The organism is Pedobacter kyonggii, assembly GCF_004310665.1.
GTDB classification, from domain to species: domain Bacteria; phylum Bacteroidota; class Bacteroidia; order Sphingobacteriales; family Sphingobacteriaceae; genus Pedobacter; species Pedobacter kyonggii.
In genome coordinates, this window is the sequence record NZ_SIXF01000022.1 from 38,777 (window position 1) to 59,301 (window position 20,525).

Annotated in this window: 14 protein-coding genes; 7 read left to right on the forward strand and 7 right to left on the reverse strand. The window is 37.1% G+C overall.

What is annotated here, in order from left to right:
• Positions 1–112 precede the first annotated feature (112 nt).
• From EYS08_RS18525 to blaB3PEDO, 3 genes are all read left to right on the forward strand, one after another.
• A complete protein-coding gene (locus tag EYS08_RS18525; protein ID WP_131031509.1) occupies positions 113–2,569 on the forward strand; it encodes a transglycosylase domain-containing protein in 2,457 nt (818 codons plus the stop codon).
• A gap of 171 nt (positions 2,570–2,740) precedes the next feature.
• Positions 2,741–5,914, forward strand: coding sequence for a peptidase MA family metallohydrolase (locus tag EYS08_RS18530; protein WP_131031510.1), 3,174 nt, complete (start codon positions 2,741–2,743; stop codon positions 5,912–5,914).
• 25 nt (positions 5,915–5,939) lie between these two features.
• On the forward strand, positions 5,940–6,797 hold the full coding sequence (blaB3PEDO, locus tag EYS08_RS18535; protein ID WP_131031511.1) for a PEDO-2 family subclass B3 metallo-beta-lactamase: 858 nt from the start codon (positions 5,940–5,942) through the stop codon (positions 6,795–6,797).
• Positions 6,798–6,889: 92 nt separating this feature from the next.
• Here blaB3PEDO and EYS08_RS18540 read toward each other — a convergent pair whose 3' ends face one another.
• Positions 6,890–7,240 carry a GIY-YIG nuclease family protein gene (locus EYS08_RS18540; RefSeq protein ID WP_131031512.1) on the reverse strand — a complete coding sequence of 117 codons (351 nt, stop codon included), beginning with the start codon at positions 7,238–7,240 and terminating at the stop codon, positions 6,890–6,892.
• 133 nt (positions 7,241–7,373) lie between these two features.
• On the opposite strand from EYS08_RS18540, the gene EYS08_RS18545 reads away from it, so the two are divergent.
• From EYS08_RS18545 to bioD, 4 genes are all read left to right on the forward strand, one after another.
• Positions 7,374–8,150, forward strand: coding sequence for an XRE family transcriptional regulator (locus EYS08_RS18545; protein WP_086546492.1), 777 nt, complete (start codon positions 7,374–7,376; stop codon positions 8,148–8,150).
• Positions 8,151–8,229: 79 nt separating this feature from the next.
• The gene (locus EYS08_RS18550; RefSeq protein ID WP_131031513.1) at positions 8,230–8,682 is read left to right on the forward strand and encodes a hypothetical protein; all 453 of its coding nucleotides are present in this window, start codon (positions 8,230–8,232) and stop codon (positions 8,680–8,682) included.
• Positions 8,683–8,756: 74 nt separating this feature from the next.
• The gene (locus EYS08_RS18555; protein ID WP_131031514.1) at positions 8,757–9,878 is read left to right on the forward strand and encodes an aminotransferase class I/II-fold pyridoxal phosphate-dependent enzyme; all 1,122 of its coding nucleotides are present in this window, start codon (positions 8,757–8,759) and stop codon (positions 9,876–9,878) included.
• Positions 9,879–10,487: a dethiobiotin synthase gene (bioD, locus tag EYS08_RS18560; protein ID WP_131031515.1), complete on the forward strand. Its 609-nt coding sequence runs from the start codon at positions 9,879–9,881 to the stop codon at positions 10,485–10,487.
• A gap of 206 nt (positions 10,488–10,693) precedes the next feature.
• Here bioD and EYS08_RS18565 read toward each other — a convergent pair whose 3' ends face one another.
• From EYS08_RS18565 to EYS08_RS18590, 6 genes are all read right to left on the reverse strand, one after another.
• Positions 10,694–11,389, reverse strand: a complete 696-nt coding sequence (locus tag EYS08_RS18565) for a GDSL-type esterase/lipase family protein (RefSeq protein WP_131031516.1) — start codon at positions 11,387–11,389, stop codon at positions 10,694–10,696.
• A 27-nt stretch (positions 11,390–11,416) separates the two neighbouring features.
• On the reverse strand, positions 11,417–12,316 hold the full coding sequence (locus EYS08_RS18570; RefSeq protein WP_131031517.1) for a glycerophosphodiester phosphodiesterase family protein: 900 nt from the start codon (positions 12,314–12,316) through the stop codon (positions 11,417–11,419).
• Positions 12,317–12,500: 184 nt separating this feature from the next.
• On the reverse strand, positions 12,501–13,910 hold the full coding sequence (locus tag EYS08_RS18575) for a calcineurin-like phosphoesterase C-terminal domain-containing protein (protein WP_131031518.1): 1,410 nt from the start codon (positions 13,908–13,910) through the stop codon (positions 12,501–12,503).
• Between the two features lie 67 nt (positions 13,911–13,977).
• A complete protein-coding gene (locus tag EYS08_RS18580; RefSeq protein WP_131031519.1) occupies positions 13,978–15,534 on the reverse strand; it encodes a DUF5689 domain-containing protein in 1,557 nt (518 codons plus the stop codon).
• 26 nt (positions 15,535–15,560) lie between these two features.
• A complete protein-coding gene (locus EYS08_RS18585; RefSeq protein WP_131031520.1) occupies positions 15,561–17,024 on the reverse strand; it encodes a SusD/RagB family nutrient-binding outer membrane lipoprotein in 1,464 nt (487 codons plus the stop codon).
• A gap of 10 nt (positions 17,025–17,034) precedes the next feature.
• Positions 17,035–20,193 (reverse strand): SusC/RagA family TonB-linked outer membrane protein, encoded by a 3,159-nt coding sequence (locus EYS08_RS18590; RefSeq protein WP_131031521.1) that lies wholly within the window; start codon positions 20,191–20,193, stop codon positions 17,035–17,037.
• Positions 20,194–20,525 lie beyond the last annotated feature (332 nt).

The following is a 20,525-nucleotide window of genomic DNA, read 5'->3' on the forward strand; positions in this document are numbered from 1 at the left end:
TCAATAATTTAAATATAGAACTAAAAAATAAGTAAATTAAATACGTTAATTTGCATATAGAGTTTTTTATATTTAACGCCACAGCTTTTACCTAAAGATCATCTTATCCAATATGTTTAAAGAGATAAAAAACAAGTACTTACGTTATTCTACAATATTTTTATTTTTTATAATAATTTTCTTTTCTGCCCTTCAATTAAACTTTTTGTGGCTATTTGGCTACTCACCAAGTGTTCGAGATATTAAAGCACCTACTCTTCGTGTAGGTTCAGAACTTTACACTGCCGATGGTAAACTGATTGGCAGATACTTTAAAGAGAACAGAACGCCTGTAAATTATAATGAAATTGCGCCCAGTGTAGTGCAGGCTTTGGTTGCTACCGAAGACGTGCGTTTCTACAAACATTGGGGTATTGATGTACAAGCAGTTGCCCGTGCAGTTGTTGGTTTAGGAAAAGATGGTGGGGCCAGTACCATTACGCAACAATTGGCAAAAAATCTTTACCGTACGCGTTATAATAAATCGCAGGGATTATTGATCAAAATACCGTTGGTAAGAACCTTAATTGTAAAATTAAAGGAATGGATGACTGCTGTAAAACTAGAATCTAATTACTCTAAAAATGATATTATCACCATGTACCTGAATACTGTTTCTTTCGGTAATAACACTTACGGGATAAAAACAGCCAGCCGGATCTATTTTGATAAGGAAACAAAAGATTTAGCCACTACAGATGCAGCCATGCTTGTGGGTATGCTAAAGGGCACAACCTTATATAATCCAACTAAAAACCCTGCAAAAGCTTTAGAAAGAAGAAATGTGGTGCTTGCACAAATGAACAAGTACAAGTACCTAAGCAAAGATAGTTTAACCGAATTATCTAAAGAGCCGATTAAACTAAAAGAAGGCAAAATGCAGGATGGCAGCGATGGTGACTCTTATTTAAGGGCTGCTGTTGCAAAATACTTAGAGAAATGGTGTACTGATAATGGTTACGACCTTTATGAAGATGGATTAAAAATTTACACCACTATCGATTCTAAACTCCAAAAATATGCTGAGGAAGCAGTTGCCGATCAGATGAGGATTTTGCAGCGCAGGTTTTATAATGTGTGGGGCAACGAAGATCCTTGGTACGATTCGGAAAAGCAAAAGGTTAATTATCCCGACAGGGCGATGAAAAACTTGCCGATTTATGCGCTTTTACAGAAGAAATTCCCTAACAATCCAGATTCTGTTACCGCTTATTTTAATAAAAAGAAAAGGATGCAGATCTTCACTTACAAAGGCGATCGCGATACTTCATTCTCTACTTTAGATTCTATCCGTTATTATGGTAAAATAATGAATACCGGAATGATGACCATGGAACCTGCAAGTGGTAAAATTAAAGTTTGGGTTGGTGGTATAGACCATAAATTTTTCAAATACGACCACGTTAATCAATCTAAACGCCAGGCAGGTTCTACTTTTAAACCTTTTGCTTATTTAACGGCCTTAGAACAAGGCATGAGCCCTTGTGATAAATTTACTGATAAACCGGTTAGAATACCATATACGGAAAAAGGCCAAACCAAATATTGGGAGCCAAAAAATGCCGATTACAGCGTTACGTACCGTGAAATGAGTTTAAGGTGGGCAATGGCAAAATCAGTGAATACCATTACGGCTCAGGTAACCGAAAAGGTAGGCTGGGATAATGTAGTAAAATATGCGCACGAATGTGGCATCGATAGCCATTTAGAATCTGTCCCATCGGTAAGTTTAGGTTCAAACGATGTTACAGTTTACGAAATGGTAAAAGCTTATGCTACCTTCATGAATAAAGGCATCAAAACTGATCCCATTCTAGTCGAGAAAATTACTGATCAGGATAACAATATAATTGATGAGTTTAAACCTAAAACAAAAAGGGTTTTAACAGAAGAAATTGCCTGGTTAATGACCTATATGTTCCGTGGTGGTATGGAAGAACCAGAAGGCACCTCGCAGGCATTATGGGAATGGCCGGATCTATTTAGAAAAAACAATCAAATAGGCGGTAAAACAGGTACTTCTTCTGATTATGTAGACGCCTGGTACATGGGTTTAACCAAAGACCTGGTAACTGGTGTTTGGGTGGGTTGTGATGAAAGAACGGCACACTTTAAAAACGGCGAACAAGGAGAAGGCTCAAGAACGGCACTACCCATTTTTGCTAAGTTTATGGAGAAAGTGTACCTCGATCCAAGCTCTGGTTATACTTATGGTCCATTCCCTAAAGCAACCGTTGATATTACCAGAACCTACAACTGCCCTAGCCCAAGAATTATAAGAGATACCACATCAACTGATAGCTTAGCGGTAGATTCAACAGATTTTACCGTTCCTGAAACACCAGAAACGGTCGTTCCTGTAACCATTGAACCTGAAGTAAAAAAAGAAGAAAAGAAAGTTGAACCTGTTCAAACTCCTCCAGCAGCTACTGCTCCTTTAACCAGAAAGGAAGAAAGAGAACTGAGAAGAAAACAACGTCAGGAAGAAAAAGAAAAGAAAAAGAACGAGAATGGGAACAATCAGCCTTAGTTTTATCGCGATAAATAACCAGGTACATTAACTATCTGCGCTTTTGAGTAGAAAAATTCTAAAAAATGTTAAAATTTTAATACTGTTTTAAACAATTGCTATTTTTATTTCTCAAATCTCATACAATTTCATTTTCGCAAATTATTGAACTTCATTACTAAAACCACACATATGAAAATAGGCTCTACTTTATTAAAGCAATATTCTTCTTTATTGCTCCTGCTTATTCTTTCTTTTTCAGTTAAGGCCCAATATTTCGGACAAAATAAGGTAAGGTATAAAAAACTCGACTTTAAAGTTTTGCAGACACCCCATTTCGAGATTTATTACTATATCAAAAACGAGAAACTTTTAAAACGTTTTTCGCAAGATGCCGAAACCTGGTACAAAATGCATCAGGAAGTTTTCAGAGATACTTTTTTAAAGAAAAACCCTATTATTTTATACAACAACCATCCTGATTTCCAGCAAACAACAGCACTTAACGGAGAAATTGGAATTGGTACCGGTGGGGTTACAGAGGCACTAAAAAACAGGGTGATTATGCCTGTTATGGAGCTAAATAGCCAAACGAGACACGTTTTAGGTCACGAGCTTGTGCATGCTTTTCAATACCACCTTCTGCTCGAAAAAGATTCGATTAGCTTAGAAAATGTTGGGCAAACACCGCTATGGATGGTTGAAGGTATGGCTGAATACCTGTCAATCGGAAAAAAGGATGCATTTACTTCCATGTGGATGCGCGATGCCATGTTGAACCGCGATATCCCTTCGTTGAAAGATTTAACCAACTCAAACAAATATTTCCCTTATCGTTATGGTCAGGCATTTTGGACTTACATAGGTTCTCAGTACGGCGATACCACAATCGTTCCGTTGTTTAAGAATACTGCAAAATATGGTTATGAAAACGCCATCAGGTATACTTTTGGCTATGATGACAAAACATTGTCGGGTTTATGGAAAAATTCTATCGATGCGCATTATAAACCAATGTTAAAAGCAGATAGTTCACAGATCAAAATTACGGGTACAAAAATTATCGATAATAAAAACGCAGGCAATATGAACGTTGCTCCTGCCCTTAGTCCAGATGGAAGATATTTGGCTTTCATGTCTGAAAAAGATCTTTTTGGCATTGATTTATTTCTCGCAGATGCAAAAACCGGAAGAATTATCAGGAAGCTGAGCAGTCAGATCTCCAATGGCCATATTGATGATTTCAACTTTATAGAATCAGCTGGAGCATGGTCACCGGATAGTAAACAGTTTGCTTTCAGTATATTCAGCCATGGTAAGAACCAGATGATGATTATCAATGTTTCAAACGGGAGTACGGTTTCTCAGACAGCGATGGATCAGGTGCAGCAATTTGGTAATTTAACCTGGTCGCCAAATGGAAAAGATGTGGCTTTTTCGGGCATGGTTGAAGGACAAAGTGATATCTTCTCTTACAATTTAGACACCAAAACGATTACTCAAATTACTAACGATGTATATTCTGATTATGCACCTAGTTACTCTCCTGATGGCAAAAAAATAGTATTTTCATCAGATAGAGCGGCAATTCAGGCGAATGTAGTTAATGCAGTACTGCCTATAAACCTAGCCGTTTACGATATCGCTTCTAAAACGGTAAGCAATTTAGATGTTTTCCCAGGCGCAAATAACCTAAATGCACAGTTCTCTTCAAACAGTCAAAATATCTATTTCCTTTCTAACAGAGATGGATTCAGGAATTTATATAAATACAATTTCGCAGATAATACAGTAGATCAGTTAACTGATTATTTTACAGGAATTAGCGGGATTACCGAATTTTCGCCTGCAATTTCAGTTTCTACAACTGATGATATAGTGTATAGCTATTACCGCTACCAGCGTTACACCTTATATAATGCTAAATTAAGCAGCTTTAAAGCGAAAAGAATTGGTAACCAGGAAGAAAATTTTGATGCCGCTATCCTTCCTCCAATGGAAAACATTGGTGTAAACATTATCAATTCTAACTTAAATAATTTTGACCGTTTCGAAAAAACCATAGCCGATTCGATGAAAACCGTGCCTTACAGACCGAAATTCAGGTTAGATTATTTAGCCAATAGTGGTGTTGGCGTTTCTACCAGCCGTTTTGGAACAGGTGTTTCTGGCGGTATTGTGGGTATGTTTAGCGATATATTAGGCACCAATCAAATTATTGCCAATCTATCTGTAAATGGAGAAATTTACGATTTTGGTGGCTTGGTGGGTTATATTAATCAAAAAAGCAGAATAAACTGGGGGGCAGCTGTTTCCCATATCCCTTATGTATCAGGATTTAGATCTTACGGATACGAAAATATCCCTACAGGTGATAACCAAACTGTTAATGCTTTAGCAGACAGAACGGATATTATTAGAACGTTCGAAGATCAGATTCAGATTTTTGGGGCTTATCCATTTAGTAAAATACATAGATTTGAATTGGGCGGTGCATTTTCACATTATAGTTATAGAGTTGATCGATATAGCAATTATTACAATTCAGCAGGTTACTACATTGGTCAAGACAGAAGCAGGATTTCTAACGATGTAGCTTCTCAAGATTATGGCATTCCGTTTAATTCTTTTACGCTTTATCAGTTAAATGCTGGCTTTATTGGTGATAATTCTATTTTTGGCCTTACTGGTCCGCTTGATGGTTTTAGATACCGCGTAAGTGGGGAAAAGTATTTTGGCACTTATAATTTTGCTGGTGTAACTGCCGATCTTCGTAAATATTGGAGAGCTAAGCCCGTAACCTTTGCCGTAAGAAGTTACAATACTTTAAGAATTGGTAAAGATGCAGATAGACTTTATCCAATGTATGTGGGTTATCCTTATTTAATTAGAGGTTACGAATCAAACTCAATTTACAAAAGCACCTCGGCTCAATCGTCAGAATCTTTCGATATTAACCAATTAACAGGAAGTAAAATAGCCGTTTTTAACTTCGAAGTACGCTTACCTTTTACAGGGCCTAAAAAGTTGGCCGCAATACCTTCTAAATTTTTATTCTCTGATCTGAATTTATTCTTTGATGCAGGATTGGCCTGGACAAACGACACTAAGGTAAAGTTTAAAAGCGAGCCAACTTACACTACAGAACCTGTATTAGATAACAATGGTGTTCCTGTTAAAGATGATAAAGGAAATCCAGTTACCTATCAATCTACAACAGAACGTGTACCGGCAATGAGTATAGGTATATCGTTACGGGTGAACGTTTTTGGCTATTTTGTATTGGAGCCTTATTATGCGATTCCTTTCCAAAGGAAAGATGTTAAAACTGGAGTATTTGGTTTAACATTCGCTCCTGGATGGTAAAGGGAAATAAATTGCGAAATTGCATATGAAAAAAATATTTTTAATGGTTTTATTGTCTTGCAGTCTGTTGGGTTTTGCTCAAACAGTAACAGAGCCGGCTAATAATCCAAAAGAGTGGTCTCAAGCTACAGCGCCATTTAGAATTGCAGGTAATCTGTATTATGTTGGTACTTATGATTTAGCTTCTTATTTAATTGTAACAGAAAAAGGAAATATATTAATAAATACAGGTTTAGCTAATTCGATTTCAATAATAAAAGAAAATATAAAAGCTTTGGGATTTGATTATAAATCAATCAAAATTTTGCTCTTAACCCAAGCCCACTTTGATCATTTGGGCGCAATGGCCGAGATTAAAAAAGAAACCGGTGCAAAACTATACGTGGATGAGAAAGATGCAGATGCTCTTGAAACCGGCGGAAAATTAGATTATGAGCTTGGGAAATATGGCATAAGTTTCAAACCCGTAAAACCTGATTTCCTATTGAAGAATAACGATAAAATTAAATTAGGCAGCACTACTTTAACAATGCTTCACCATCCTGGACATACTAAAGGATCGTGTAGTTTTATATTTGACACGAAAGATAAAAATTCTAGCTACAAAGTTTTGATTGCCAATATGCCATCCATAATTGTTGATAGAAAATTCTCAGAAATAGCATCGTATAAAGATATCCAAAAAGATTATACCGAAACTTTTAAGGCAATGAAAAAGATTGACTTTGATCTTTGGGTTGCCTCTCACGCAAGTCAGTTTGATCTTCATGATAAACGTAAACCAGGAGCCCCTTATAATCCAAAAATCTTTATGGATAAAAGTAATTTTTTCAAAAATCTTCAAGATCTGGAAAATGTTTTCCTCGAAAAAATTAAAAATTAACCTTTTCCTAATTGTTAAAAGCGATTAAAGTATAAATAATCGCTTTTTTTATGGGGGCAGTTTAATTTCTTTTAATTTAACAGATGTAACAACTAAGACAAACTCGTAAATGATAGTTTAACCTGATTGTTTATATTCCGGTGTAAAAGAATATTTTCGAAATCGAGCCCTATGGTTAAATCAATCCAATCTGGATTACAAGATCTTACCAAACGTTCTTTTTGCATGCGTGTAAACCGACTAATTGATTTAAAACGCAGCAAAGCTTGTGCTTCTGTTTTAAACTCTTCAAAATAAACCAGGCGGGTTAATTGTTGCCCATTATCAAAAAATAAGTTTGGCATCTGTTTGTAGAAATCCAGTGTCTTCATTAAATCAGAGCTCATGCCCACGTGCATACTTGTACGATTTCTGTCGGTAACGATATAAACAAACTTTTTCATGATCTTATGTTTAAAACTTAAAACTAAACTATTTAGTATACCCTCTTGTAATTCAAAATAATATTACTAACTTTATGAGCATAAAATTACTAACTATTTTAGTAATTCCAAATTTATTTTAAAATTTATTTTTATGTCAAATATTTCAAATAATTTAAAGTACCTCAGGAAGAAAAAAGGCCATACACAGCAAAATTTCGCTGATATTATGGAAATTAAGAGATCGCTCATCGGGGCTTACGAGGAAGACCGGGCGGAACCTAAATATGATTTACTAAAAAAAATAGCCGAATACTTTGATCTTACCATCGATGAATTCATCAATGAGAAAATATCTGACAGCTGGAAACCGAAGCCAAAAAGCCAGGGATCTAACCTAAGGGTACTGAGTATTTCTGTTGATCAGAACGACCGCGAAAACATAGAACTGGTTCCGGTTAAAGCAAGCGCTGGTTATTTGAACGGTTTTTCTGATCCTCAATACATTAGCGACCTACCGAAATTTCAACTTCCATTAGCTGCATTAAGACAAGGTACATTTAGGGCTTTTGAAATTATGGGCGATAGTATGTTACCTGTTCAACCAGGTAGTGTGATTATTGGCGAATACCTGGATAACTGGAATGAAGTAAAAACCGGCGAAACGTACATCGTGATCAGTAAAAATGAAGGCGTAGTATACAAAAGAGCGGGTAACCGTTTCAGAGAGAATAAAGATTTAAAGCTGATATCAGATAATAAGGTATACGATGCCTATACAATTGCTGCCGACGACATCCTAGAAATCTGGAAAGCCAAAGCATACATATCTACATCATTGCCTGAGCCTGCACCAGATCCAACAATGGAAACACTTACCCAAATGATGGCACAAATGCAAAAATCAATTTCTCAATTAAATAAAAATTAACACTTTTTTAACAAAGGCCGATTAAACCGTTTGCATTTTTATGTATCTATTGTTTTAACAAACACATAAAAAACATAACATGAAAAAGGCAATTTTAACAATAGCAATTGCAGTAATGGGATTAACCGCTGCATTTGCTCAAGACACTACAAAGAGAACAAGAAGGGCAATGCCTAAAATGACTGCCGAGCAAAGAGCAGAAAAGGTAACCGCCAGATTAGAGAAACAGTTAAGCCTAACCGCTGATCAAAAAACCAAAATTTATGCCATTGAATTGGAAAACGCAAAGAAAATGGAGGCTTGGAGATCTGCTGATCAAGGCGATATGAAAGGTAAAATGAAAGAACGTAAAGCAGCTATTGATGAGCAAAAAGCTAAAATAGATGGCATTTTAACTGCTGAACAAAAAACAAAAATGGATGCTTTCCGTGCGGAAGCCAAAGAAAAAGGAGAGAAAATGAGAAAAGGAATGGGTGGAAGAGGTAAAAAAGACAAAGCACCCGTAGTTTCTAATCCTCCTGCTCAAGGATAAATAGCTCAAACATTAATTAATTATATTTTTGAAAGCGTTCCGATTATTCGGGGCGCTTTTTTTACTTTTGACCAATGAGCAAAATTGAACAGTTTCTTAACGGCAAACTTCAGGAACGAAAAAATAACCTTTCGATCAGGAATTTATCGACGAACATCCCTCCTTTTGATTTTTGTTCTAATGATTATTTAGGTTTTGCCAGATCTAGTGAATTAAAAAAACTGATTAATGATAATATTGAAAACCTCCCCAATTATCTAAATGGTGCCGGAGGTTCTCGTCTTTTAAGCGGAAATACACAATATATTGAAGAAACTGAACAGTTTATTGCCGATTTCCACCTGGCTGAAAGTGGATTGATCTTTAACTCTGGTTATGATACCAATGTAGGGCTATTATCAAGCATCCCACAACGCGGCGACACCATTATTACTGACGAATTGATTCACGCCAGCATTATAGATGGCTGCAGGTTAAGCCATGCTACACGTTATAAATTTCTTCATAACGATATAAACGATCTTGAAACCAAACTGAAACTGGCAAAAGGAAATATATTTGTAGCGGTAGAAAGCGTTTATTCTATGGATGGAGATATTGCACCATTAATAGAGATAGCGAATCTTTGCGAGCATTACCATGCCAACCTGATTGTAGATGAAGCTCATGCTACAGGAGTTTTTGGTGCAAGCGGCAGCGGATTGATCAACCAACTTAACCTAACCAGTAAGGTATTTGCACGAATTGTAACCTTTGGAAAAGCCTTGGGCGTACACGGAGCCATTATTTTAGGAAGTAAAAACTTACGCCATTACCTTATTAATTTTGCAAGATCGTTCATTTACACCACAGCTGCTCCCATTCATAATATAGTTGCAGCTAGATCGGCATACCAACACTTAAATAAAATTGATCAGCAGCTGATTCATCAAAAAATTGCATTGTTTAGAAAAATGTTAAAAGAGCAAAACATTAATGCACTTGATAGCGAAAGTTCTATTCAGGGTATTTTGTTTTCATCAAATGAAACGACTAAACTGGCCGCTACGGCACTGCAAAGCAAAGGTTTTGATGTACGGGCAATATTAAGCCCAACGGTGGCTTCAGGGAAAGAAAGGCTGAGAATCTGTCTACACAATTTTAATACCGACGAGGAAATTATTTCGTTGGTTAATCATCTTAAAGAATTGAATTAAATGGCTAAATATTTTATCACAGGCATTGGAACGGGCATCGGAAAAACATTAGTCAGTGCCATTTTAACCGAAAAACTAAAAGCTGATTATTGGAAACCGATCCAATCGGGAGATCTAGATATTAGCGATAGCATAACGATCAGCAGTTTAATTAGCAATACAACTACGGTTGTCCATCCTGAAAGCTACAGGTTAACACAACCTCTCTCACCGCATTTATCAGCGAGATTAGATGATATTGAGATTGATCTGAACAAAATCAACATGCCTTCAACGGATAACAATCTGATTATTGAAGGTGCTGGCGGCTTAATGGTACCCCTAAACGAAAAAGAGCTGATTATCAACCTGATTAAAAAGTTGAATATTGAAGTGATACTGGTCTCACAAAATTACCTAGGAAGTATTAACCACACGCTTTTATCGATCAATCTGCTTAAACAGTACGAGATTCCGATTAAAGGCATCATTTTTAATGGCGACGAGAATGTGGAAACGGAAAGATATATCCAGCAATATACCAAAATAAAAAAGCTAGGCAATATACCTAGCTTCAGCGATATCGATAAAGATAAAGTGAAAGCAGCAGGCCAGAATCTTTTTCTTTAATTGGTTTCGAAAAAACAAAATTATCTCTACCAATTACATATTCTAAAAATCAGGCGTCATTCCCGCGCAGGCGGGAATCTTAAAACATATTGCATTACGATTATTCATAAGTTTTCCTTTTTTCGGAGGCATTCATGAGCACTCCGTGGTTCCCAATCAAGTTGGGAATGACGCACCGCCGAAACCTATTGCTGCAGACTCAATATTTATTTCTCAGTTAAATAACCAGACTTTTTAAGAAAATCTGCCCAAACCTGGTATCCTGCTGAAATAAGGTGTAAACCATCTTTGGTAAGTTCTGCCCTTAAATGTTTGTCCTGATCGGTAAAATTTGGATACAGATCAATAACTGTTACATTTTTAGCTGCAAATTTCCTGATTTCATCATTTAACCACAAAATATGCTCATCCTTACCGTAATGGTTTTTAAATTTTTCGAAAGCACTGTTCACTGGTAAAAGCGTATTAAAATAGATGTGTGTTTTCTTAGAACCTTTTCTGATTCTGGCAATCATGGTTTTATAATTTCTTAAGATCACACTATCTGGAATATTCCGGGAGATATCATTTATACCAATCAGGATAAAAACCTTTGTTGGTTTACCATCAATTATATCTTGCAAACGTTCTAAAACACCGAAAGTAATATCGCCAGAAATCCCCCTGTTTTTTGCCTGAGGAAGATCTAAAAGTTTAGCCCAATCCGTGCCAGCGGTAATGCTGTTACCCAAAAAGACAATATCTTTTTTAGATTTTGGATCAGCTTTAAACTTAGCCACCAGCTCAACATATTTCCCAGGGCGGTAAGTGCTGTCCCATTTTACTACCTGAGCCGTAGCTGCTGTAAAACTCAGGGTAAATACAACAACGATTACCAATAACTTGCTAAAAAGTGCTTTCATATTATATTTTTATAAAGGCCTAAAATACTATTTTGCCTGAACTAAAATATCCGGATAATCGGAAATAATACCATCAACGTTTAAGGTTTTTAATTTCTGAATATCGGCTAAGGTATTGGCAGTCCAGGGAATGATTTTTACACCATCTGCATGTGCTTTTTTAACCAGTTCTTCATTCACCATTTGCCAAACCGGACTTAAAATAAAGGGTTTATAACCTAAATCGGCAATATTTTCCTCATATGTTTTTTTATTGGCAACCAAAAAAGAGGTTTTCATTTTTGGGTACTTTTTATGGATGATCTGGATCGTCCTTTTATCAAAAGATTGGATCACTACAAAATCGGCGATCTTTTTCTTCATAACCACATCCATTAAAAGCTTAACAAACTCTTCGGGTTCAGGATTGGTAATACCATCACCACTCTCGCTACATTTAGTTTCGATATTATAGAATAACTGCTTATTTTTATTGACTTTAATATCGTGCTGAACCGCATCTATCAGGTCAGAAAGTAAAGGAAGATATGTTTTTTCTTTCTTCTGTTGAGGAAATAGCCCATAATATTTGGTCCCCAAATCAAACTTTTTAATGTCAGCGTAATTCATTCCGAAAATAGGATATTTCTTGGCATCTGTTACAGGAATCTCTTTCCCTTCGGGTGTAAGCATAAATGCCGGACTTAGATAGTCATCGTGCGTTACTACTACTTTACCGTCTTTAGAGATATGGGTATCCATTTCCAAAGTGGTAATACCATCGATTTTCATGGCATTCAACATGGCCTCAATGGTATTCTCAGGCATTAAACCACGTCCGCCACGGTGCGCTTCTGCACTAAATGCAGGAAATTTAACTTCCTGGCTAAATGATTTAACTGCAAATGCAGATAATAAAATAAAAATTGCTGCTGTATTAAGTTTCATATTTAGAAGGGATTTTATAGTGGCGTCTGATGTTACCATCAGACGCTGTCAATCTATTTTAAATTTAATTTTAGAAAGAGACTTTTAAAGATCCAGCCAGATGGTAAAATCTGGTAGCACTGACATTTTTGAAATTAGCATTTGTCGGATGGTAACATCCGACAGCACGGAACAGATAAGGACGTTACGCATTAATTTCTGTCTCAAATTTTTCTCCGAAGCGGTCGGTAGCAACAACCTTTACTTTTTTAACCGATGGTTCAAAATGCGCCAAAAACAAATGATCTGTTGATCTTGGCTCTACAAATGATCTCGGGTTTGGAAGTTTATCACCTTTGTACAATTTAAGGGCTAAAGGATCAAATCCATCTTGTTGAGCCAATGCACCCATGGCTTTTCCATCCAGAAAATATTCAACTTTCCATTCAGGATCATAATTCCAAACGTTGGCAATTAACCTTTTCTGATTGGTTAAGGTATCTACATAAATATCAAGCTGTTCTTTTCGATCTCTTCCGGTAGATTTATAGTACCATTTCAAATTGGTTCCATCTACTTCATAAACGCCATAGCCACGCGGCGTGCCATCTTCACAAATCGGGCCTGTCCACCAGCCACCACAAACGGTGCCATGGTTATGTTCGTAAATACCGTTCTTGATTACATTTTTATTAAAATGTGTATGGCCCGACATGATATGTACATTTTTGAAATCTTTTAATACGGCGTAAAAATCTTCATTATTTTTAACAGCATTATGTACCGGAATATGGAGGCAGATAATCAGTAATGCATCTTTAGGAACCAGTTGAAGATCTTTAGCCAACCATTCTAACTGAGTTGGGGTAATGTAGCCATCATAAGTTCTTTCTACCCCTAAATAACGTACATCATCTAAAACCACGTAATGCGCTTTCCCTCTGTTAAAAGAATAATAAGTTGGGCCATAATGTGCTTGAAAAGTCCGGTCAGAGGTTTCATCACCTCCTTGCCTGTAATCCTGATCATGGTTTCCTAATGCCTGAAAAAATGGAATCCCGATTTTGGCAATAGCCTCATCATATGCAGGAAAGAGATCAAAATTATCCCACACTAAATCTCCTACACCGATTCCGTGAACAGGTGTTTTTCCCATTGCTTTTACTACTTCTCTTGTATCAGGAACCGAAGTTTCCATCATTTGCTGAACATCCTTTTTATTCTTCACCTGAGGATCTGCCCAAATGATAAAATTATGTCTGTTATCATTTTGTTTTAGCGGCTTAAGATCGAAGTTTAACTTACCAGCTGTATCTGGTTTGTAATAATGGCGCGCAATGCTGCTTTCTGTTTTAAACTCGTAACCTGAAGGTGTACTGATCCAAACAAAACGGGCCAGCTCATGGAGTTGGATCTGATAATTACCCGTTTTATCGCTCTGCACTACGCTGTAGCCGTCTGAAACTACAACTCCGGCAACAGCTTTGCCTTTGCTGGTAACCATTCCGCTCACCAATCCATCTACTGAGAATAATGAAGATGGAAACGATTTTAAACTAACAAATAAGGTTGTGGTTAATAAAGTTGATTTTTGTATAAAGGATCTTCTATTCATTGATATTAAATGATGTGGATTTAAAATCAATGGTTCTCATCCATTACTAAAGATGAGAACCACTAGATTAATTTGTTACTTGAGTAACATCGGCTCCTGATTCTATTTCACTTACAGGAGTAGTTAACGACATTTGATAATATACAGCCCCCCTTGCAGTAGTCCAGGTTTTTGTTGTTGCATTAAACGATCCGCCTAATTTTAAAAACAGACCTAAATCTGCTACCGCAGCATGAGGAATAATATATTGATTGGTACCTTGAAAAAAGAAAGGCTGAGCAGTAGATGTTGCCGGATCAACTGGATTGTAATGATCATTTTTAACGATACGGTAACCATAATTGTCTACACTATTGAAAAGCGTTGTTTTACCTGTACCACCAAAAAAGACTACATCCAGGGGAACTGATTCTTCATTTATAATCGTTCCTTCGAAAACAGCTACCCCACCAGCGTTACCGCTATTCGGGAATATACCACCATTTTTAGAGCCGAATCCATCACCATCGTTGGTTACGTAAGCAATGGATCTGATCCATTTTGAAGTACTCAATGAAGTAGAATTTGCACCGTTAATGCGTTGATTACTACCACCAACATAGAAAAATTCTCCTTTTGCTACTGTACCGCTGGTTAAATTAAACTTATAAGTTCTTCCACCTCCAGTTGCCCAACCTCCGGCTGGTGCAGTACCCGCATAAGGAGCAGCAGTACCAGCATTGGTACAGGTAATAACAGAAAGTGAGTTTTTGGTAAAATCTATATCCTTTGTTGCTCTAAATTGGATATATTCATAATTCCCATCGCCACCCTTAGCATCAGCAACGATACCTGTTATCACTACAGGGAAAACGCCTAAGCCTGGGCCATTTGGATTTGGAGGAGCAACTCTTTCTGTAATATCTGTTGATACTCTAGGCCAAAGCTGAATTGGCGTTCTGTTTGGGATTTCATTATTAATGAACACAATTCCTGTAAATGTAGCTCCAGCAGGAAGCGCTGTAGTTGCATAATTAGCCGTCGCCTCAGTATGCAAAATTATACTATCTGCTCCATTTACAACGCTTTTATCCCCAATAAAACTATCGCCAAAAGCTGGCAAAGGATTAACTAAACCAGACTTTATTTGTACCAATGTGCTCTCATATTCATCTGGTTTAAGTCCAATATTATAACTGGATGCAGTTTGTATATTGATCCTGTTGTTAGAAGAAATCTTCGCAATTGATGCATCTGTAAGTCCGCTAATCTGTAATGATCCCTTCACACGCTTAAGAGAACTTCCTTCAACTTTTATAAGCAGAGAATCGCCTGGCTTATAAATCGAGGAATTTTCAAGATTCAGGACCAAGCCTCGTATCCTGCCTTTTCTTGTACTTTGGATCACTACCGTTTTCGGAGGAACATTTCCAGAATCGGCATTAGAAATTACAACCCCGGTAATAGAACCAGCACCAGTAAGTGACTCTTTATCAATAATCAGATCGGTACCTTTATACAGGCTTCTTACGTCTTCGATGTAGGTAATTGTACTCACTGTTCCTGCAGCAAAATCATGCTTTTTACATCCAGCGAAAGCAAAAATGACGGCAGTTATGTAAATGTATAAATATCTATTTTTCATAAAATTATCTCTTTAAAATGTATTTTTTATGGCCTTTGCCACCAAACTAAAGTATTAATGTTATCTGCTCCCTGAACAGCTACGGCTGCTTTATAATTCTCTCCATTGGCCGATTGTACATATACAGGATAGTTTAGCCTTGCAGGCATAATACCTCCATTGTTTAAACCAGCACCCTTTGGCAGTATCGGATGGCCGGTTCTTCTAAATTCGAACCACTGCTGAAGGTCAGTAAAAAACAGAGAATAGTATTTTTGAATATGGATTAACTCCATCTTTTGGTCTAAAGTATAATTGTTATTCCATTTTACTTTATCGAACGTTAGATAGTTTGTAGGCAAGGCATAACCCCAAAAAGTGATTCCACTAGTTGCACCAGTTTCGTAATAAACCTGAGGAGTTTTCGCTGTGATCCATCCTTTAACTGCTGCTTCTGCTAAGATAAACTGCAACTCTGAATAATTCATGATATTACCCAACAGCGGTTCGGCCTTTAATGAAACCGGAAAGGCAGACTTACCTTCTGGCGCTTGTCCTGACGGATAACCACTTGGAATACCTTGATAATCACCTTGATATAGCGAAGCCCATTTCTGAATTCTAGGGTCACTTCTTTCATTTAAGTTATCAACAAAAAAGCTGGCTAATTTCGGACCATACCAATCTCCGTCTCTCCATGGAACAAATGGCGATACATAAGCTCCGGTTCCACTCCATCTTAAAACCGCAGAATCATCGTTGCTGGTCATAATTGGATAGTTTGATGCTTTGGTATCTACAATTTCTTTAATTTTAGCTATTGCATTTGTTTCGGCCTTTCCCGACACTCTTAACAGTAACCGTAAGTAAAGGCTATTTCCAAATCTTCTCCATTTATCTCTGTTTCCAGTATATATGGGATCGCTTGCCGATGTAATTGCATTTCCTGTCGCGTTTCCAACTTTTAAAAATTCGTTTGCCTGCTCAAGCATTAAAAATAAAGCAGGATAAATATCTTTCTGTTGATCGAAGTTTGGCGTAAAAATACCATCCTTAGCCTTATTTGAGTTTAAGAATGGAATATCACCGTAAGTATCAGTCAATAACGAATAAGTATATGCCTGCCATATTAAAGAAAGTGCCTGATAAGAAGTATTCAAATTATCTTCTCCACCTTTATAAATATCTTTGAAATTAGTTAATTCGGTATACCACGAGTTCCACAGATAATCTGCTTCTGCTGTTCTAACCTCATACCTAAATATTTTTCCTTCAGAATCACCCATATTTACAGTAACCTGCATCAGCTCATTTGTAATTCTTTGGCTCCTGCTCATGTTAGCGATGACCACGTCAGTAATAGCTGGAGCCAATAAGGCTTGAGGCAAGGCAAAAACACTTGTGTTGGGATTTGTATTTATTTCACTAAAATCTTTTTTGCACGAAGGTGTAATCATAGATACGCTTATAAATAAAACAAGTATCAGATATATGTATTTTCTATTTTTCATTGTTTTGAGTTTAAATGCCAATTACTAAATTTAATCCGAAAGATCTGGTTGATGGAAATTGACCATATTCAAAGCCTTTATTAATATCTCCATTTCCTAATGTTCCAAACTCAGGATCAAACAATGGCCACTTGGTCAATACCCACAAATCACGTCCATAAACGCCTACCGCAGCTCTTGTTAACCCAATTCTACTCAAAAACTTAGGTGTAAAAGTATAATCTAAACGGGCTTCTCTCAGTTTTAAGTAATCAGTAGAATAAGTAGTACCTTCTACGTTGTCACGACCATAATGCGCAGTATAATAAGTGGTTGCATCTTTACTGATCACATCATTGGGACGGAAAGAACCGTCAGGATTACGCTGAACACCATTTCCTATAATACCGTTATAACGTCCTGGCAAGGTGTTTACTGTTTTACCTTGTTCTGCTAATGCAGCAGCAGATAAAGAATAGCCCACTGCACCATATTGCGAATCGAACATGAAATTCAATGAGAATTGTTTGTATTTAAATGTATTGGCAATACTGGCCTTCCATCTTGGGTTGGTATTACCAATATATTGCATATCAGTAGTAATAATCGGGTTGCCATTAGCATCATAAACAATCTGTCCATCAGGGGATTTTTCATAGCCCCTACCATACAAATCGCCCATACTTCCTCCAGGAAGTGCAATGATAGCTCCCCTGCTTCCAGGACCATTCTGAAGAATCAACTGACTGAGCTCAGGTGTTAACTCCATAACTTTATTCTTATTCGAAGCGAATGTTCCCGTAATATTCCAGCTAAAACCACTACTGGTTTTAATTGGGGTTCCATTTAATGCGATTTCGATACCTTGATTGGTAACCAAACCTGCGTTTACCACTACATTTCTTACTCCTGATGAAGCATCAACTGTTGAAGACAGGATCTGATTCCTGGTATTTCCCTTATATGCAGCGATATCTATACCTAACCTGTTGTTGAACATCTTAATTTCCAATCCCCCTTCGTAACTGGTGGTAAACAATGATTTTAAATCGGTATTAGGCAAAGTTGTAGGGTTAGCCAAACCACCAGAATAATTAGGTACCGGATTATAGGTGTAAGAGGTTTTATATGGTGTGGTTTCACCACTGCCTACTCCAGCTAATGATCCGCGGATTTTTACATACGAAAATGCTTTTGGAAGCTTTAATACTTCCGAAGCAATAAAACTTAAGTTAAGCGAAGGATAGAAGAAAGACACATTTTTTGTAGAAGTAGGCGATGCTAAAACACTGTTCCAATCGTTACGGCCAGTAACATCCAGATATAAGAAGTTCTTGTAGCTTGCCGTCAATAATCCGTAAAAACTATTGATATTGTATTGGCTTCTAAAAGGAAAAGGTACAATTACCCCAGCGGCATTTGCAAGAGAATAAACACCGGGATATAATAAAGAGTCGGCCCTGTTTTCGTCCTTATTGTAATTGTTTTTTAGCATGCTTCCACCTACGGAAGCAGAAACTTCAAAATCTTTCCCTAAATTCTTTTGATACCTCAATAACCAATCGCTATTTATTTCCTGAGAAACAATACTTTGAGTGCGGTACATGCCTTTCTTATATTTTTCGGTATCGAAAGGTCTTTGTTGTGTGCGCTGTTCCTGAGATAAATCTAAAGATGTTCTTACTGTTAAGCTTAAGTTTTTCGTAAAGTTGTAGGTCGCTGAAATATTCCCGGTTAAACCATTTCTTCTTGATCCGTTTAACATCTCGTTTGCAATCAGGTACGGATTATCAGGAAAACTGCTAAAGGGATAACTCTGTGAAACGTTTTCCTTTCCGGGCAACCAGTAATCTTTTAACCAATCAATCGTAGCATTTGGTTCCCAGAATAAGTACCAATACATAATAGACTGATTATTGTATCCGGTAGACGGTAGGTTATCGCTCGTTTTATTGTTGTAATTAACCTTAGCTGCAATTTGAAGCTTATCCGTTACTTTCTGATTAACAGACAATGCGATCGAAGTCCTTTCGTAGCCCGTATTCGGGATAATCCAGCTGTTGTTTACATTGGTTGCAGAAAACCGCGCTGTGGTTTTATCATTGCCTCCAGAAAGCGTAACACTGTTGGTATAAGTCCTTCCAGTTTCGAAAAAGTTTCTTGAGTCATTTACATAAGGTACCCATGGCGTTCTTGTAGTTGCCTGCGTGTGGGTTATCGGATCATATTGAAAATAAGACTGACCATTAAATTTTGGTCCCCAGGCCGAGCTTGTACTACGTGTACTTGGACCATCGGCCGATGCATTGTAAGAATAATAATTATCACCATCCACACCCTGGCCATATTCGTATTGCAGATCAGGCCACCTGTTAATGGTTTCCATCATGGTATTAGAATTGATGGTTACGCCAATTCCTTTCTGCGTTTTCTTGCCAGATTTGGTAGTAATGATAATCGCACCGTTTGCCCCACGCTGCCCGTATAAAGCTGCTGCTCCGGGACCTTTAAGCACCGTTACATCTTCGATATCTTCCGGATTGATATCACCCAAACCACTTCCATAATCTACAGGTGTTTCATCGGCAAGGTAACCAGACCCACCATATCCTGTGGTTCTGCCGCTTCCCTGATTAATTACAACACCATCAACCACAATTAGCGCGTCGTTTCCGCCCCCCAAATTGTTTTCTCCACGTAAAATTATTTTATTAGAGCCACCAGGACCGCCGTTAGATCTTACCAAATTTAAACCCGCCACCTTGCCAGATAAGGCATCTGTCCAGTTGTTGGATAAAGCACTTGTAAGCTCCTCACCTTTCACCGTGGTAGTTGAATAGCCTAGGGCCCGCTGTTCGCGTTTTATTCCTAACGCAGTAACCACTACTTCATTCAATTCGCTTGTTGAAGATTTTAAACGAACAATTGCATTGGCTTCATTATTTTCAAATATCCTGGTAACGGTAACATAACCAATCATATTATAATTCACCTGGCTGCCTTTAGGAATGATGAAAGAATAATTTCCTTTTTCGTTTGTAACTCCTAAAACTTTTCTATTCTTATCCGTTATCGTTGTTCCAATTAATATTTGCCCATCCTGGTCATCTAACACCGTACCTTTAATTACAATATTTTGTGCCGGAGTTTGTGCAAAACCCACCTGCAAACAAATTAATTGTATCAGCATAACACATACCAAAAAACTAAAGCGTTTTAGTTTACCCCTAAAAAAAGTTCGACTTTTCTTTTGGTGATTATCAAGACTGCTTTGCTTTACATGCAAAACGCACTGATGCCACGAAATCTGTTGAGTAAAATTTTTGATCATAATTATTATAGTATATCCGGTTAGTAATAGGATTCATATTTTCGATTTAGTTTGTCCGGATTTGCGGGCAAAGTAAGCCTGTTTATGTTAAAAATATATTAAGCAAACATTAACGTATTGAAAAGCAACCTAAACAGATTGCGATTTATTTGGTTTTTCTTACTATATATTTCGTTAACTAAAATTAACAA

Bases quoted from the DNA above. Each gene is read 5' to 3' on its own strand.
- EYS08_RS18565 (WP_131031516.1), bottom strand. From the start codon at position 11,389: ATGAAAGCACTTTTTAGCAAGTTATTGGTAATCGTTGTTGTATTTACC.
- EYS08_RS18590 (WP_131031521.1), bottom strand. From the start codon at position 20,193: ATGCTGATACAATTAATTTGTTTGCAGGTGGGTTTTGCACAAACTCCG.
- EYS08_RS18555 (WP_131031514.1), top strand. From the start codon at position 8,757: ATGAGCAAAATTGAACAGTTTCTTAACGGCAAACTTCAGGAACGAAAA.
- EYS08_RS18545 (WP_086546492.1), top strand. From the start codon at position 7,374: ATGTCAAATATTTCAAATAATTTAAAGTACCTCAGGAAGAAAAAAGGC.
- bioD (WP_131031515.1), top strand. From the start codon at position 9,879: ATGGCTAAATATTTTATCACAGGCATTGGAACGGGCATCGGAAAAACA.
- EYS08_RS18570 (WP_131031517.1), bottom strand. From the start codon at position 12,316: ATGAAACTTAATACAGCAGCAATTTTTATTTTATTATCTGCATTTGCA.
- blaB3PEDO (WP_131031511.1), top strand. From the start codon at position 5,940: ATGAAAAAAATATTTTTAATGGTTTTATTGTCTTGCAGTCTGTTGGGT.
- EYS08_RS18550 (WP_131031513.1), top strand. From the start codon at position 8,230: ATGAAAAAGGCAATTTTAACAATAGCAATTGCAGTAATGGGATTAACC.
- EYS08_RS18575 (WP_131031518.1), bottom strand. From the start codon at position 13,910: ATGAATAGAAGATCCTTTATACAAAAATCAACTTTATTAACCACAACC.
- EYS08_RS18540 (WP_131031512.1), bottom strand. From the start codon at position 7,240: ATGAAAAAGTTTGTTTATATCGTTACCGACAGAAATCGTACAAGTATG.
- EYS08_RS18585 (WP_131031520.1), bottom strand. From the start codon at position 17,024: ATGAAAAATAGAAAATACATATATCTGATACTTGTTTTATTTATAAGC.
- EYS08_RS18525 (WP_131031509.1), top strand. From the start codon at position 113: ATGTTTAAAGAGATAAAAAACAAGTACTTACGTTATTCTACAATATTT.
- EYS08_RS18530 (WP_131031510.1), top strand. From the start codon at position 2,741: ATGAAAATAGGCTCTACTTTATTAAAGCAATATTCTTCTTTATTGCTC.
- EYS08_RS18580 (WP_131031519.1), bottom strand. From the start codon at position 15,534: ATGAAAAATAGATATTTATACATTTACATAACTGCCGTCATTTTTGCT.